This is a genomic window from Streptomyces sp. NPDC091416, from assembly GCF_044756845.1.
Taxonomy (GTDB): Bacteria; Actinomycetota; Actinomycetes; order Streptomycetales; family Streptomycetaceae; genus Streptomyces.
This window is the reverse complement of the sequence record NZ_JBIVTU010000004.1, coordinates 575,535-589,932: the sequence shown is the minus strand read 5'-3', so window position 1 is coordinate 589,932 and position 14,398 is coordinate 575,535. Positions and strand designations below refer to the sequence as shown.

Here is a 14,398-nt window from a genome sequence, read left to right as displayed (position 1 = left end):
GACCTACGCGACCGTAATAAGGGGTTGACGGGTGGTGAGATAGACCACCCGGTCAGTTTTTGGTAAAGGGGGAATAAGGACGGCCACGCCGATGGCCGCCACCACGGACCGCGTACCGGTTCCGAGTGCGGGCGGCCAACGACAAAGGGGCGGTGCGCCGCCGCGCACCGCCCCTCCGTGTACTGCTCAGGTCCGGCTCACCGGACCGGTGCTGCCCGGATCAGACGTTGATCCCGTGCGACGCCAGGTAGGCGATCGGGTCGATGTCCGAGCCGTACGCCGGGCCCGTGCGGACCTCGAAGTGGAGGTGCGGGCCGGTGGCGTTGCCGGTGGAACCGGACAGGCCGACCTGCTGGCCCGCGGTCACGGTCTGGCCGGCCGAGACGGAGAGCGAGGACATGTGGCCGTACTGCGAGTAGTGGCCGTCGGCGTGCTTGATGACGACCTCGTTGCCGTAGGCGCCGCCCCAGCCGGCGGTGACGACGGTGCCGGAGGTGATCGCCTTCACGCTCGTGCCGGTGGACACGGGGAAGTCGATGCCGGTGTGGCTGCCGCTGGACCAGTTGGCGCCGGAGGCGCGGTAGGCGGTGGTGTGGTTGCCCGGGACCGGGTGGACGTAGCCGGAGCCGTTGCTCTGGGTGGCCGGGGCCGAGGTCTCCTTGGACGACGAGTCGTCGGAGGACGAGGAGTCCGAGGTCGTGGAGGCCTTCGTCTCGGTCTTGGCCGGGGCCTTCGAGGGGGCCTTCGACGGCGTGGTGGAGCCCGTGGAGGTGGTCGAGGCGTGGCCCCAGGCCTTGCCGCCGAGGGTCAGCTTCATGCCCGGGAAGATCAGGCTCGGGTCGTCGCCGACGACCTTGCGGTTGTCCTGGTACAGCTTCTCCCAGCCGCCCTTGAGCTTGTGCTCGGCAGCGATCTTCGACAGGTAGTCGCCGGAGACCACGGAGTAGGTCGTGGTGCCGGCCTGCTTCTTCGCGACCGGCTGGGCCGGGGTGGCGTGAGCGGCGGCCGACTTCGAGGCGGCCGGAGCGGACTGCTCCGCGGCGTGGGCACCGGTGGCGCCGAGCAGCGGAAGCGCGATGACGGCTCCGCCGGCGCTCGCGGCGACGACGCCACGGGCGATGGTGCTGGACTTGGGACGACGGTGCTTACCCGATATGGGCATGAAGGTTTTCCTCTCCGGCGCCTACGAGGTGAGCTGTCGGGTTCGGACTGGAGATGTCCGGTCGCGACGGGCGCGACTTCACCCCGAGCCGTCCGGTTTCCCGGTCGGCGGCTTACCTGGGTCCCCCGCTCCTGCCACGCGGTGAGTGGGTGCGAATTCCGGGCGGCGGCAGGATTAGGCGGTCCGTCCGGATTGCAGTGAACGTAAGCGAGCCGGGACGGCGGAAACAAGCCACGGGTTCCGTACGGGATTCCGTGCGGGAAATTCGGCGCGGAATTCCGGTCACACTCCGTGGATTACGGATCTTGGATTTCCGCGCCGCGCATGGAGTACCCAGCCGCCCCGCCGCCACACACCGTCACGGATATGATCCCGCTCACGAGAGGGTGTTCATCTCCCGTAGAAGCAGGGCATGTTCGACTAAAAGCCCTAATACGGACATGTCATGCCCACCGTCTGGCCGTCCACGCGGATCCGGACCCTCGTCCGCCGACGAGGAGACCTGTCGGGCGGACCCGCCGCACAGGCCCGAAGTGCGGGTACGACCAAGATGATTGCCTGAGGAATCAATGTCGTATCGTCACGAGAGTGGACCCGCGGGCGACACGCGCCGGCGGCAGAGCCTCCAGGAGTGACCGTGACGCAGCAGCTGCCGCAGACCCCGTCGACGGAGCCCGAGCTGGCGGGTGTCCGCAATTTCCGTGACGTGGGCGGCCTGCCCACCTCGGACGGCCGCCGGGTGCGGTACGGACGGCTCTACCGCAGCGGCCACCTGGCACACGCCACGGCCGAGGACGCCGCGTTCCTCACCGGTCTCGGCCTGCACACCGTCTTCGACTTCCGCAACGGCGCCGACCACAAGCTCGACGGCCTGGACGTGGAGCTGCCGGGCGTGCGCAATGTGAGCATCCCGCTCAGCGACCCGGCAGACGGCGCGGAGTTCTGGCGCATGGTGCGCGACGGCAACATGGACGAGCTGCGGTCGATCCTGGCCGACGGCAAGGGGACGCACCGCATGGTCGCTTCCTATCGCCGGATCATCCTGGACCGCACGGCCGAACACAGCCGGGTGCTGCACGCCCTGGCCGAGGACAGCGTGCCCGCGCTGATGCACTGCGCCGCGGGCAAGGACCGCGCGGGGCTCTCGATCGCGGTGTCGCTGCTCGCCGTCGGCGTCGAGCGCGAGGCCATCGAGGCCGACTACCTCAAGTCCAACGACGCGCACCGCCGCTACAAGGTCCGCCGCACCGACACCTCGGCCGCCGGGATGTCCCCCGAGGTGATGGAGCTGCTCAATCCGCTCTTCGGCGCCCACCCCGACTATCTCGCCGCCGCCTTCGCCACCATCGACGAGACCTGGGGCGGCACCGACCGCTACCTCGCCGACGGCCTCGGGATCACACCGCAGACGCGGGAGCGGCTGCGCGAGCGCCTGCTCGACGAGGGCTGACCACCCGGGCGGACAGCCGCGACGGCTGTCCGCCCGCCCGCCTACTGGTTGTGCATCCCCACGGCGAACAGCAGATAGAGGAAGCCCGCGATGACGTGTCCGGCCACCAGGTAGGCGAACAGCCTGATGACGAGCCCGCGGGGCATCTTCTTCTCCTGCGGGTCGTAGTTCTTCGGCCGGCCCGGGCCGAGCGGGTCGTAGTTCTCGGAATCGGACATGACAGGTCCTCTCTGGCGACCGGCGGACCGGCGGCGGGGACAGCGCCTCAGCGACGGTGGATCCCGCTGCCGAGACACAGCTCGGCGGCGGGGCTCTGCAGCAGGGTGTGGACGAAGAGCAGCTCGGCACCGTCACGGTCCACGGCCGCGATCCGGTGCGGAGTGAGCGAATCGAAGTGCGCGCTGTCGCCGGGGGCGAGGTCGTGGACCGTTTCCCCGAGCGTCACCCTGAGGTGCCCGGCCAGGACGTACAGCCACTCCTCGCCGGGGTGCACGCGCACCAGGTCGCCCTGGGCGCCGTGCGGGACCCGGACGCGCAGGGCCTGCATCGCCCGGCCCGGACCGCCGGCCTGCTGGTACATCCAGCCGTCGGCCTCGGCGCCCTCGAACCTGCGGCCCCGGACGATCGCGTCACGTTCCGGGGGGATCTCGCCGAGAAGCTCGGAGACCGTCGTACCGTAGATTCTGGCGAGTCCGAGCAGCATCGGCAGCGAGGGCTGGCGCCGGCCCGTTTCGAGCCGGGACAGGTGGGCGGGCGAGAGTCCGGCCCGCTGGGCGGCGGTCTCCAGGGTGAGACCACGGCTGCGGCGCAGTTCACGCAGGCGCGGTGCGACCCCGGGCAGCTCGTCGGCCGCCCCTCCTTCTGGAGGATTCATGCCTCCATTGGGCCAGGACCTTTCCTCGGAGGCAAATTTCTTGCCTCCGAGGCAAATCTCTGCGGACGTCAGCGGTTGGCGACGGCCTGCTTCACCAGGGTCCGCCCGAAGTCCCACATGAGTCCGCCGCCGCTGTGCGCGTCGTCCATCACGGCCGTGAACGCGGTGACGAAGCGGTCCACATCCGCCTCGTCGATCACCAGCGGCGGAATCAGCTTGATCACTTCGAGGTGGTCTCCGGAGACCTGTGTCAGGATCCGGTGCTTCTGGAGCAGCGGCACGACCACCATCTGCGCGAAGAGTCCCTTGCGGGCCGCCTGCAGCATGGTCCAGCGGCTGCGCAGCTTCAGCGAGGACGGCCGGCCGAACTCGATACCGATCATCAGCCCGCGCCCCCGCACCTCGTGCAGCAGCTCGTACTGCCCGACGAGTGCGGCCAGCCGTGCGCGGAGCAGGTCACCCATGCGGCGCGCGTGCGCCACCGTCTCCTCGTCCTCCATCACGGCCAGGACCGCGAGTCCGGCCGCCATCGCCTGGGCGTTGGAGCCGAAGCTCGCGGAGTGGACCAGGACCCGGTCCATCGAGGAGTAGACCCGTTTGAAGATCCAGTCCTTGCCGAGCGTCGCCCCGACGGGTACGTAGCCGCCGGAGAGCGCCTTGGCGACGCACACCAGGTCGGGTTCCACGCCTTCCTCGTGCTGGTACGCGTAGAAGTCCCCGGTCCTGCCCAGGCCGGTCTGCACCTCGTCGGCAATGAGCAGGGCCTTGTGCTTGTGCAGCAGATCCTGCGCCTGGCGCAGGAAACCGGGCGGCGAGGCGTGCACGCCCTTGCCCTGGACCGGTTCGACGACGAGGCCGGCCACATCGCCCCGCTTCAGCTCGCGGCGCAACGCGTCGAGGTCACCGAGCTCGATGGCGGTGTCGGGCAGCAGCGGGGCGAAGCCGTCGCGGAAGCCGGCCTCGCCGTTGACCGAGAGCGAGCCGGTGGTGAGCCCGTGGAAGGCGTGCGCGCAGTACAGGATCCTCGGCTTCCCGGTGGCGTACCGGGCGAACTTGAGGGCCGTCTCCACCGCCTCCGTGCCGCTGTTGCCGAAGAAGACCCGGTCCAGTTGCGGACTGTGCGTGAGCAGCTTCTCGGCCAGCAGCCCCGGCAGCGGCTGGCAGTCGAACCTGGTGAGGTCGGCCAGCGAGGCGTCCAGGACGTCGTGCAGAGCCTTGCGGACGACAGGGTGGTGCCGGCCGAGCCCCATCACCCCGAATCCGGCGAGCATGTCGAGGTAGTCGTTGCCGTCCGCATCCCAGAAGTGAGCGCCCTCGGCCCGTTCGTAGACCTTGTCGAAGCCGATGGTGTGCAGCATGCGCGGGAGCTGGTGGTTGAGGTACTTGGTGTGCAGCTCGTAGCGCTCGGCGCCGCGCTCCGCGAGGAGCCGCGCCACATCGAAGCCCTTGGGCCCGTCGTCCTTCATGCCCCGCTCTCCTTGTTCCCGTTGCCCGGGACGTGGTGTCCCCTGCCGGTGGCCGCGTCCCCGGTGGCCAGCGCGGCGCTGATCCGGCCCGCGATCTCGACCGGCGTGAGTCCGATGTCGGCCAGGATCTCGGCCCGTTTCCCATGGGCGAGGAACTGGTCGGGAATGCCGAAGGTCCGCAGCGGTACGTCGACCCCGGCGTCCCGCAACGCCTGTCCCACGGCCCAGCCGACGCCGCCGGCCCGGCTGTTGTCCTCCACGACGGCGACGAGCCGGTGCTGCGCGGCAAGCGGCGCGAGCTGTTCGTCGACCGGCTTGACCCAGCAGGGGTCGACCACGGTGCAGCGGATGCGGGCGCCCGTCAGCAGATCGGCGGCCCGCAGGCAGACGGGGGCCATCACGCCGACCGCGACGAGCAGCACGTGGGCGTCCTCGGCGCGGTGCAGGACGTCCATGCCGCCGATGGTGCCGATCGCGGGCACCGGCTCCCCCACCGGTTCCTTGGGGAACCGGATCAGGGTCGGCGCGTCGTCGACGTCGACGGCCTCGCGCAGTGCGGCGCGCAGCCGGTCGGCGTCGCGCGGCGCGGCGATCCGCAGGCCGGGCACGACCTGGAGCAGGGACATGTCCCACATGCCGTTGTGGGAGGCCCCGTCGGGCCCGGTGACCCCGGCCCGGTCGAGCACGAACGTGACACCGCACCGGTGCAGGGCGACGTCCATCAGCAGCTGGTCGAAGGCCCGGTTCAGGAAGGTGGCGTACACGGCGACGACCGGATGCAGTCCCCCGGTCGCCAGTCCCGCAGCAGAGACCGTCGCGTGCTGCTCGGCGATCCCGACGTCCCAGATCCGGCCGGGAAACGCCTCGGCGAACTTCGTCAGCCCGACCGGATGCAGCATGGCCGCCGTGAGGGCCACGACGTCGGGACGCTCCGCGCCGATCGACGCGATCTCGTCCCCGAACACGGAGGTCCAGGACGGGCCGGCCGCGGGCGCGAGCGGGGCGCAGGTCAGCGGGTCCATCGCGCCGACGGTGTGGAAGCGGTCGGCCTCGTCCCGGAGGGCGGGAAGGTAGCCGCGGCCCTTCTCGGTGATGCAGTGCACGAGGACGGGGCCGTGAAAGCGTTTCGCGCGGTGGAGTGCGGACTCGACGGCGGCGGTGTCGTGGCCGTCGACCGGTCCGACGTACTTCAGGCCGAGGTCCTCGAACAGGCCCTGCGGGGCGAAGGTGTCCTTGAACCCCTTCTTGGCGCCGTGCAGCGACTCGTACAGCGGCTGCCCGATGACGGGCGTCTGCTGCAGAACGCCCTTGCCCCACGAGAGGAAGCGCTCGTACCCGTCGGTGGTACGCAGGGTGGCGAGGTGGTTGGCGAGGCCGCCGATCGTCGGGGCGTAGGAGCGCTCGTTGTCGTTGACCACGATGATCAGCGGGCGGTCCGCGGCGGCGATGTTGTTCAGCGCCTCCCAGGCCATCCCGCCGGTGAGCGCCCCGTCGCCGATGACCGCGACGACGTGGTCGGGACGGCCGAGGAGTTCGTTCGCCTTGGCGAGACCGTCGGCCCAGCCGAGCACGGTGGAGGCGTGGGAGTTCTCGATGACGTCGTGCTCGGACTCGGCGCGCGAGGGGTAGCCGGAGAGGCCGCCCTTGCCGCGCAGCTTGGAGAAGTCCTGACGCCCGGTCAGGAGCTTGTGTACGTAGCTCTGATGGCCGGTGTCCCACAGAATCCGGTCCGCCGGCGAGTCGAAGACCCGGTGCAGGGCGAGGGAGAGCTCCACCACCCCGAGGTTGGGACCGAGATGGCCACCGGTCCTGGCCACTGCCTGGACGAGGAACTTCCTGATGTCCTCGGCGAGTTCGCCGAGCTCTGCTTCGTTCAGTGCCTTGAGATCGTGTGGCCCCCGGATGGACTGAAGCAGCGTCATGCCCGGGCCCCCTCTCTGGTCCTGTTGTCGGCTCACGATGACGGCTGGGACCCCCCGGTGCGTGTACCCGCCGACTGCCGCCGGCCCGGATGCGCCGCACGGGGCGGCGTCCCGGGAACCACCGGGCCGGCGGAACGGGAGAGCCGGTGCGGCCGGCTCTCCCGCGGTCATCACGTCACCGGTTGCCGCCGACCGTCTCCCGCGCCGCCCGCAGGGATTCCTTCAGCGACCCCATGGTGGCGAGGACGGCGGTGGGCTCGTAGCCGCAGTGCGCCATGCAGTTGGCGCAGCGCGGGTCCTTGCCGCGGCCGTACTTGTCCCAGTCCGTCTCCTCGATGAGCTGCCGGTACGTCGGCACGTACCCGTCGCTCATCAGGTAGCAGGGCCGCTGCCAGCCGAACAGGGAGTAGTTCGGAATGGCCCACGCCGTGCACGGGAAGTCCGCCTTGCCCTCCAGGAAGTCCAGGAACAGCGGCGAGTGGTTCAGGCGCCATCTGCGCCGGTTGCCGCCCGCGAAGGTCTTCTTGAACAGCTCACGGGTCTGCTCGACGCCGAGGAAGTGCTCCTGGTCGGGCGCCTTCTCGTAGGCGTAGGCGGGCGAGATCATCATCTCGTCGACCTTCAGGTCGTCGTTGAGGTAGTTGAGGACCTCGATGATGGTCTGGGGCGTGTCGGTGTTGAAGAACGTGGAGTTGGTCGTGACCCGGAAGCCGCGCCGCTTGGCCTCCTTGATCGCCGCGACCGCCTCGTCGAACACCCCTTCCTTGGCGACCGATTCGTCGTGGCGCTCACGCAGCCCGTCGATGTGGACGGCGAACGCGAAATAGGGCGAGGGCGTGAACTTCTCGATCTTCTTCCGCAGCAGCATCGCGTTGGTGCAGAGGAAGACGTACTTCCGCTTCGCCACCAGCTGGCGGACGATCTCGTCGATCTGCGGATGCATCAGCGGCTCGCCGCCGGCGATGGAGACCATCGGGGCGCCGGACTCGAGCACGGCGCCGACGGCCTGGGCCACCGGCATGCGCTGCTTGAGGACTCCGGCCGGGTGCTGGATCTTCCCGCAGCCCTCGCAGGCGAGGTTGCAGGCGAACAACGGCTCAAGCTCGACAATCAGCGGGAACTTCTCCCGCTTCCGGAGCTTCTGTTCAATGAGGTACGTCGCAACCTTGATGGACTGACGGAGCGGCATGGCCATCTAGCTCACCTCCTGGGGAGCAGCAGAGATCGGTGCCATTCATAGAAAGCCGGCAGGACGGCACGGAGAACACGGAATGCCGATATTCCACCGCGGACCGTGCCGATGCGGACGAGCTCATGCTCCGGAGCGTCCACGACCACCCGTACGGCCGCAACCGGGCGTGGCCCGGACCGCAGGGCGGTGCGCAGGGTCGCGGCGGACTCCATGTCCACCGCGATCGCTCCGGTGGCCCGCAGCTCGGCCCGCTCATGCCCTCGTACGACATGGTCGGAGCCGGTCAGCGGACCGGTGTGGACGGTGCGTCCGGGTACGGCCCTGGCGAGTGCGTCGGCGAGGATCTCGGTGCCGGTGCAGGCGTCCGACTGCCCGGCTGTCCGGGTCTCGTCGGCCACCACCAGGTCGCCGGGGTGCATTCCGGGTGCGAGCCCGGCGCAGAATCCCGAGGCGATGACGGCGGCGCCGAGCGCCCGGCTCTCGCCGAGCGCCTTCGCCACGGCCGTTTCGGCCGCCTTCGGCCCCATGCCCGTACGGAGTACGGTCACAGCGCCCGGGGCGGTGCCCGCCCCGGCCCTGCCGGTGCGCAGGGCCAGGTGCTCGATGCCCAGCGCGCAGGCGATGAGCAGCGGGGCGGTGGGGCCGGGCGGCCCCGGGGTATCACCCATCAGGCCCCCTCGCGGACCGCCGTGCGGCCGGCGAACGGGTCGCCGTGCACGTACCGTCCGAGTGCGGTCAGGGGGAAGACCTGCCGGTAGAGGTGGTAGTTGATGGAGAAGTCCCAGGGGAAGCCGGTCCCGGTGAAGTACGGCTCGTCCCAGGAGCCGTCGGCCTGCTGGGTCTCGGTCAGCCAGGCGATGCCCCGTGAGACGGCCACGGTGTCGCGCCGGTCGGCCGCGAGGAGCGCGAGCAGGGCCCAGGCGGTCTGGGACGCCGTCGAGGCTCCGTGGCCGATCCACTTGTCCTCGCTGTAGGAGCGCAGGTCCTCGCCCCAGCCGCCGTCGTCGTTCTGGACGGATTCCAGCCAGCCGACCGCGCGCCGGATGGAGGGGTGCGAGGCGGACAGTCCGGCGGCGACCAGGGCGGGCACCACCGACCCGGTCCCGTAGACGTAGTTGACGCCCCAGCGGCCGAACCAGCCGCCCGCCGCGTCCTGTTCGGCGAGGAGCCACTCGATTCCGCGCCGGGTCGCCGGGTGGCCGGAGTGGCCCTCGATGGCGAGCATCTCCACCACGTGCCCGGTGACGTCGGCGGACGGGGGGTCGATGACCTCGCCGAAGTCGCAGAACGGCAGCCGGTTGGGAAACGCGCTGGTGTTGTCGGCGTCGAAGGCGCCCCAGGCGCCGTTGCGGGACTGCATCCCGACGTTCCACCGCACGCCGCGCTCGATGGCGGCCTCCACCCGCGCCTGGTCCGGGTGGCGGACCCGGCGCAGCGCGAGGACCACCTCCGCGGTGTCGTCGATATCGGGGTAGTTGTCGTTGTGGAACTCGAACGCCCAGCCGCCCGGGGCCAGTTGGGGTCTGCGTACCGACCAGTCGCCGGGCCTGGCGATCTCTTCGCCGAGCATCCAGTCGGCCGCCTTCACCAACGCGGGGTGGTCGGCGGCGACCCCTGCGTCGGCGAGTGCGATGGTGGCGAGGCAGGTGTCCCAGACCGGGGACTGGCAGGCCTCGATCATGCGGGCGCCGTCCTCGCGCCAGACGGCGAACCGGTCCAGGGACTCGAGTCCGGCCCGCATCACCGGGTGGTCGAGGTCGTAGCCGAGCAGATGCAGTGCGATGACGGAGTACACGGCGGGTGGCTGGATGCCGCCCCAGCAGCCGTCGTTCTCCTGGCGTTCGATGATCCAGCGGGCGGCCGCGTTCATGGCGACCCGGCGCAGTCGGCGCGGGGCGATCCGGTGATAGACGTGCAGCGCCTTGTCGAGGCGCTGGAAGACGCCGTCCCAGCTGGCGGCCGGGGCGGGGCGGCGGGGCGGGTTCGGCTCGTCCGGGTCGGTGTGCAGCTCGTCCAGGGCGAAGGGAGCGGGCCTGACCGGCCGCTTCGCGGAGACGACGGTGAGCGGCACGATGGTCTGGCGGGCCCAGCAGCCGAAGTCGTAGATGTTGAGCGGGACCCACTTGGGAAAGAACATCAGCTCGGGCGGGAGCTCCGGCAGGTCGTCCCATTTCCACCAGCCGAAGAGGGCCAGCCAGATGCGGGTGAAGACGCGGCTCGCCGCGATGCCGCCCTGTTCCCTGACCCATCCCGCGGCGCGGGCCATGTGCGGTTCGTCCGGCCGGTCCCCCGCCAGACGCAGCGCCACGTACGCCTCGATGGTGGCGGAGAGGTCCCCGGGACCGCCGTGGAAGGTGGCCCAGGTGCCGTCGCCGAGCTGTTCACCGCGGATGAAGCGGCCGGCCGCCCGGACCGTGGCGGGATCCTGGATTCCGAGGAACTGCCGGAGCAGAAGGTCCTCGGCGTCCATGGTGACGTTGGTGGCGAGGTCGCCCTTCCACCAGCCCTGTTCGTCCTGCCTGCCGAGAAGGTGCTCCACCGAGCGTTCCGCGGCCCGCCGCGCGGCGGCGAGCACGTCGTCCGCGGCGATGGTTGATTCGGTTGCCGGATTACTGGCCGAGGCTGCTCGGGGGTCCACAGCCCCGGTGCTTCCGTCGGTCGTCGCTGTCATGGCTTCCCCTTCGTGCAGTTGGTCCTCTGCTGTGCTGGGGTCTCCGTCGGCCGGCGCCCGTGAGGGACGCCGGCCGGCGACTGCGAGTCATATGGAGCAGATGGTCATCATCTCTTTCGTACGACGACGAAGTCCGCGAGCGCCGTGAGCTGCGCCCGCACGGTTTCGGGCATGTCCACACCATGCAACGCCTCGATGGCGACCGCATGCTGACGACGGGCCTCCTGGGCGGTCCACTCGCGGCCGCCCGCCTCCTCGATGAGCGCCGCACGGGCGGCGAACTCCTCTTCGGAGAAGCTGTCGAAGTCGTTGCTCTTCGCGTCGGCGGCGAGCAGTTCGCCCAGGCGCTCCGAGGCCGGTCCGCCCGCGGCGAGCGCGGCGACGACCGGCAGGGACTTCTTGCGCTGGCGCAGATCGCTCCAGGTCTGCTTGCCCGTGGACTCCGGGTCGCCCCAGATCCCGAGCAGGTCGTCGACCGCCTGGAAGGCGAGGCCGAGGTGGTAGCCGTACGCCTCCAGGATGTCGGCGGTGCGGTCATCGGCACCGCCGAGCACCGCGCCGATGGAGCAGGCGCAGGCGAGCAGGGCGCCCGTCTTGTTGCCCTCCATCTCCAGGCACTCCTCGACGGTGACCCGCTCGCGGTGCTCGTAGGAGATGTCCTGGGCCTGCCCGTCGATGAGCTTGCGGGTGGCCGAGGTCAGCCGGCGGGCCGCGCGGCCCGCCTCGACGGTGCCGAGCTCCAGCAGGATCTCGTTGGCCAGGGCGAACAGCGCGTCGCCGACGAGGATCGCCTGCGCGGGGCCGTGCACCTTCCACACCGTGTCGCGGTGGCGCCGCTGCTCGTCGCCGTCCATCAGGTCGTCGTGCAGCAGCGAGAAGTTGTGCACGAGTTCGACGGCCACCGCGCCGGGGATGCCGGCCTCGGCGGCGGCGCCGGCCGCCTCCGCGGACAGCAGGGCCAGCGCCGGACGGACGGCCTTGCCGCCGTCGCCGTCGGCGGGCCTGCCCTGGGCATCGATCCAGCCGAAGTGATAGGCGGCCACGGTGTCCATGGGCGGTGCGAGCCGGTCAACGGCGGCCCGGAGCACCGGCGCGGAAAGGGCCCGTCCGCGCTCCAGAAGCGCGGTGACGTCCGTGGTCTCCGCCACGGTGTCGGAAGCCGGATTCGCCGGGGTCACTGACTCTCCTCTTGTTCCGGTGGTACTGCTCATGCCGCCTCCTGCAGCGGATGTTCGTGGGGGCTGCCGAGCGCCAGGAGTGCGGCGTCCGCGGCGCCGGCACCGCTGCGGACGGCGCCCTCCATGGTGGCGGGCCAGCCGGTGGCGGTCCATGCGCCGGCCAGGAAGAGGCCGGGGGCGCGGGTACGCGGCCCCGGCCGCAGCCGGCCGACGCCGGGCGCGGGTGCGAAGGTCGCCGTGCGCTCCCGGGTGACGAAGAAGTCCCTGATCCCGGCCCCGCGGGCGGCGGGCAGCAGCCGCTCCAGCTCGGGCAGGTATCGCGCGCGGAGCTCGGCGACGGGCAGCTCGATCTCCTCGTGGGCGGCGGACTGGGAGACCGCGAGGTACTGGCCCGGACCGGTGAGCCCTGAGGCCTCGGTCCGGTCGAAGACCCACTGCACCGGCGAGCCGAGCGCGGCGAAGAACGGCTGCCTGAGCACCTTGCGGTCGTAGACCACGTGCACGTTCAGGATCGGCGAGGTGCCGATCTCCAGCAGCCGCTCCGGTGCGTCGAGCGCGCCCTCGGGCAGCAGGTCATGGGCCTCGCGCTGCGGTACGGCCAGCACGACGGTGTCCGCCTCGATCCGCTCGGCGCCGGTCTCCACCACCCAGCGTCCGTCGTCGGTACGGGTGAGCGCGCCGGCCTTCGTCCGCAGTTCGGTACGGACGCCGGCGGAGTCGAGGGCCTTGCGGCTGAGGGTGTCGTGGACGTCCCCGAGCGGCACGGAGGCCCAGCCGATGTCGGCTGCGCCGGGCTCGGAGAGAAGGCCGGTCTTGAAGACCTTCGCGGCGAGCGCGAGCGAGGAGTTCGGTGCGGTGGCGTTGAGCGTGGCCACGCCGACGAGGTCCCAGAGTGCCTCGACGGTGCGGGGCGACTGGCCGTGCCGGGCGAGCCAGCTGCCGAAGTCGATGTCGTCGAGTGCGGGGTCGTCAGGGTCCAGGCGGCCGAGGGCCAGCGCGGCCCGCCCGACGCTCGCGCGCTCGGCGAGCGAGAGGTGCGGGTAGGCGGCGAGGCCGGCGGCGAGGTGGAGCGGGACCGGGAGGCTGTTGCGGCGCAGTCGGCCCAGGCGGGGGCCCGCGAGCCGCCCCACGTCGAGAACGGGCACGTCCAAACGGTTTTGCAGCGGCGCGAGCGCCGCCCCGTCGACCCGGTCGAGGAACCAGCGGTAGGCGGTGCAGCAGCGCAGATAGACGTGCTGGCCGTTGTCGACCGTCAGCTCGCCGCGCCGGAAGGAGAAGGCGAGGCCACCGAGCCGGGGCCGTCCTTCGAGCAGGGTCACGTCAAGTCCGGCGTCGGCCAGTCGCAGGGCCGCCGTCACTCCGGCGAGCCCGCCCCCGATCACGACCGCGCGCGAGGAGCGCAGGGCGTCGTCCGTCATGCGTCCCCCTCTCGCCAGGTCTTTTCAGTCAGGGACGCATGCGCGCGGCAGAGGGTTGCCCGCCGCGCGGAGTGATCATCCATGATGCACATGGTGCGTGAGATGTCCGTCTGACGCATTCAGACACGCCCCCTGAGCGTGCGGCGGGACATGTGGCGCGCGTCGAGGCCCGACAGCCCGCGCACCGCCACGAACGCCTTCTCATGGCCCGGGAGCGAGACACGGCCGCGCAGCACCGCCTCGGGGTCGCGCTCGATCCGGTCGAGGAGCCGGCGGTAGATGCCGGCCATGGCCGCCACGCAGGCCCCGCTGCGCCGGTCGAGCATCGGCAGCAGGCGGTACCCCTCGGCGAAGAGGGCCCGGGCGCGCCGGACCTCGAAGTGGACGAGCCCGGCGAAGTCGGAACCGGGCGGCGGGGTGGCCCGGTGGAAGCCGGCGGAGCAGCCGAACTTGGCGAGGTCGTCGGCGGGGAGGTAGGTGCGCCCGTTGCCCGCGTCCTCGCGCACGTCGCGCAGGATGTTCGTCAGCTGGAGCGCGAGGCCGAGGGTGTCGGCGTACTCGGCGGCGCGCTCGGTGCCCGGGGCGCCGGGTTCCGTACCGAAGACGCCCAGGCTGAGGCGGCCGATGGCGCCCGCGACGCACCGGCAGTAGATCTTGAGGTCGTCCCACGTCTCGTAGGTCGCGCCGCGCACGTCCATCAGCACGCCGTCGATGAGCTCGTCGAGCCCTTCGAGCGGCAGCGGGAAGCGGCGGGCGGCATCGGCGAGCGCGACGGCCACCGGGTCGGTGTCGTCCTCGTCGACCGCGCCCTTCCGGATCCGGTCCAGCACCGCGCGGGTGCTCTCCAGGCGGACGCGCTTGGTCTCCGGCTCCAGTTCGCCGTCACCGATGTCGTCGACCCGCCGGGAGAACGCGTACAGCGCCGACATGGCCTGCCGCTTCTCGACGGGCAGCAGCCTGATGCCGTACGCGAAGTTACGCGCCTGCTGTCCGGTGACCGCCTCGCAGTAACTGTATGCGGCCTGTACCGGTGCCGACATGTACGTCGTCTGTCCCTCCACGGTC

General features: G+C 71.1%; 12 protein-coding genes and 1 riboswitch. Of the genes, 1 reads left to right on the top strand and 11 read right to left on the bottom strand.

What is annotated here, in order from left to right; all coding sequences use genetic code 11:
- Positions 1-220: 220 nt before the first annotated feature.
- Entirely contained in the window at positions 221-1,162 is a 942-nt protein-coding gene (locus ACIQMX_RS16140; RefSeq protein WP_402478400.1) for a peptidoglycan DD-metalloendopeptidase family protein, read from the bottom strand.
- A 5-nt stretch (positions 1,163-1,167) separates the two neighbouring features.
- A riboswitch (cyclic di-AMP (ydaO/yuaA leader) is annotated at positions 1,168-1,320 on the bottom strand.
- A gap of 479 nt (positions 1,321-1,799) precedes the next feature.
- Here ACIQMX_RS16140 and ACIQMX_RS16135 point away from each other — a divergent pair.
- A complete protein-coding gene (locus ACIQMX_RS16135; RefSeq protein ID WP_363076170.1) occupies positions 1,800-2,612 on the top strand; it encodes a tyrosine-protein phosphatase in 813 nt (270 codons plus the stop codon).
- Positions 2,613-2,653: 41 nt separating this feature from the next.
- Here the strand turns inward: ACIQMX_RS16135 and ACIQMX_RS16130 are convergent, their stop codons facing one another.
- From ACIQMX_RS16130 to hpnD, 10 genes are all read right to left on the bottom strand, one after another.
- On the bottom strand, positions 2,654-2,830 hold the full coding sequence (locus ACIQMX_RS16130; RefSeq protein ID WP_168713529.1) for a DUF6126 family protein: 177 nt from the start codon (positions 2,828-2,830) through the stop codon (positions 2,654-2,656).
- 47 nt (positions 2,831-2,877) lie between these two features.
- Positions 2,878-3,486 (bottom strand): XRE family transcriptional regulator, encoded by a 609-nt coding sequence (locus tag ACIQMX_RS16125; RefSeq protein ID WP_363076168.1) that lies wholly within the window; start codon positions 3,484-3,486, stop codon positions 2,878-2,880.
- Positions 3,487-3,554: 68 nt separating this feature from the next.
- Positions 3,555-4,952, bottom strand: coding sequence for an aspartate aminotransferase family protein (locus ACIQMX_RS16120; RefSeq protein WP_402478396.1), 1,398 nt, complete (start codon positions 4,950-4,952; stop codon positions 3,555-3,557).
- Complete coding sequence (gene dxs / locus ACIQMX_RS16115) at positions 4,949-6,874, bottom strand: 1-deoxy-D-xylulose-5-phosphate synthase (protein ID WP_402478393.1); 1,926 nt, start codon at positions 6,872-6,874, stop codon at positions 4,949-4,951. Before dxs ends, ACIQMX_RS16120 begins: the two co-directional genes overlap by 4 nt.
- 175 nt (positions 6,875-7,049) lie before the next feature.
- Positions 7,050-8,069, bottom strand: a complete 1,020-nt coding sequence (gene hpnH / locus ACIQMX_RS16110; RefSeq protein WP_363076162.1) for an adenosyl-hopene transferase HpnH — start codon at positions 8,067-8,069, stop codon at positions 7,050-7,052.
- A gap of 5 nt (positions 8,070-8,074) precedes the next feature.
- Positions 8,075-8,734, bottom strand: coding sequence for a 1-hydroxy-2-methyl-2-butenyl 4-diphosphate reductase (locus ACIQMX_RS16105; protein WP_363076160.1), 660 nt, complete (start codon positions 8,732-8,734; stop codon positions 8,075-8,077).
- The gene (gene shc / locus ACIQMX_RS16100) at positions 8,734-10,737 is read right to left on the bottom strand and encodes a squalene--hopene cyclase (protein WP_402478389.1); all 2,004 of its coding nucleotides are present in this window, start codon (positions 10,735-10,737) and stop codon (positions 8,734-8,736) included. Before shc ends, ACIQMX_RS16105 begins: the two co-directional genes overlap by 1 nt.
- A gap of 107 nt (positions 10,738-10,844) precedes the next feature.
- Complete coding sequence (locus ACIQMX_RS16095; protein ID WP_363074439.1) at positions 10,845-11,948, bottom strand: polyprenyl synthetase family protein; 1,104 nt, start codon at positions 11,946-11,948, stop codon at positions 10,845-10,847.
- Entirely contained in the window at positions 11,945-13,333 is a 1,389-nt protein-coding gene (gene hpnE / locus ACIQMX_RS16090) for a hydroxysqualene dehydroxylase HpnE (protein ID WP_402478386.1), read from the bottom strand. The genes ACIQMX_RS16095 and hpnE overlap by 4 nt, the downstream gene beginning before the upstream one ends.
- A gap of 119 nt (positions 13,334-13,452) precedes the next feature.
- Positions 13,453-14,373, bottom strand: coding sequence for a presqualene diphosphate synthase HpnD (gene hpnD, locus ACIQMX_RS16085; protein ID WP_363074435.1), 921 nt, complete (start codon positions 14,371-14,373; stop codon positions 13,453-13,455).
- Positions 14,374-14,398 lie beyond the last annotated feature (25 nt).

What these genes read in the sequence shown, in the direction of transcription:
- ACIQMX_RS16095 (WP_363074439.1), bottom strand. Translation starts at nt 11,948, where the DNA reads ATGAGCAGTACCACCGGAACAAGAGGAGAGTCAGTGACCCCGGCGAAT.
- dxs (WP_402478393.1), bottom strand. Translation starts at nt 6,874, where the DNA reads ATGACGCTGCTTCAGTCCATCCGGGGGCCACACGATCTCAAGGCACTG.
- hpnE (WP_402478386.1), bottom strand. Translation starts at nt 13,333, where the DNA reads ATGACGGACGACGCCCTGCGCTCCTCGCGCGCGGTCGTGATCGGGGGC.
- ACIQMX_RS16105 (WP_363076160.1), bottom strand. Translation starts at nt 8,734, where the DNA reads ATGGGTGATACCCCGGGGCCGCCCGGCCCCACCGCCCCGCTGCTCATC.
- ACIQMX_RS16120 (WP_402478396.1), bottom strand. Translation starts at nt 4,952, where the DNA reads ATGAAGGACGACGGGCCCAAGGGCTTCGATGTGGCGCGGCTCCTCGCG.
- hpnH (WP_363076162.1), bottom strand. Translation starts at nt 8,069, where the DNA reads ATGGCCATGCCGCTCCGTCAGTCCATCAAGGTTGCGACGTACCTCATT.
- ACIQMX_RS16140 (WP_402478400.1), bottom strand. Translation starts at nt 1,162, where the DNA reads ATGCCCATATCGGGTAAGCACCGTCGTCCCAAGTCCAGCACCATCGCC.
- ACIQMX_RS16130 (WP_168713529.1), bottom strand. Translation starts at nt 2,830, where the DNA reads ATGTCCGATTCCGAGAACTACGACCCGCTCGGCCCGGGCCGGCCGAAG.
- shc (WP_402478389.1), bottom strand. Translation starts at nt 10,737, where the DNA reads ATGACAGCGACGACCGACGGAAGCACCGGGGCTGTGGACCCCCGAGCA.
- ACIQMX_RS16125 (WP_363076168.1), bottom strand. Translation starts at nt 3,486, where the DNA reads ATGAATCCTCCAGAAGGAGGGGCGGCCGACGAGCTGCCCGGGGTCGCA.
- hpnD (WP_363074435.1), bottom strand. Translation starts at nt 14,373, where the DNA reads ATGTCGGCACCGGTACAGGCCGCATACAGTTACTGCGAGGCGGTCACC.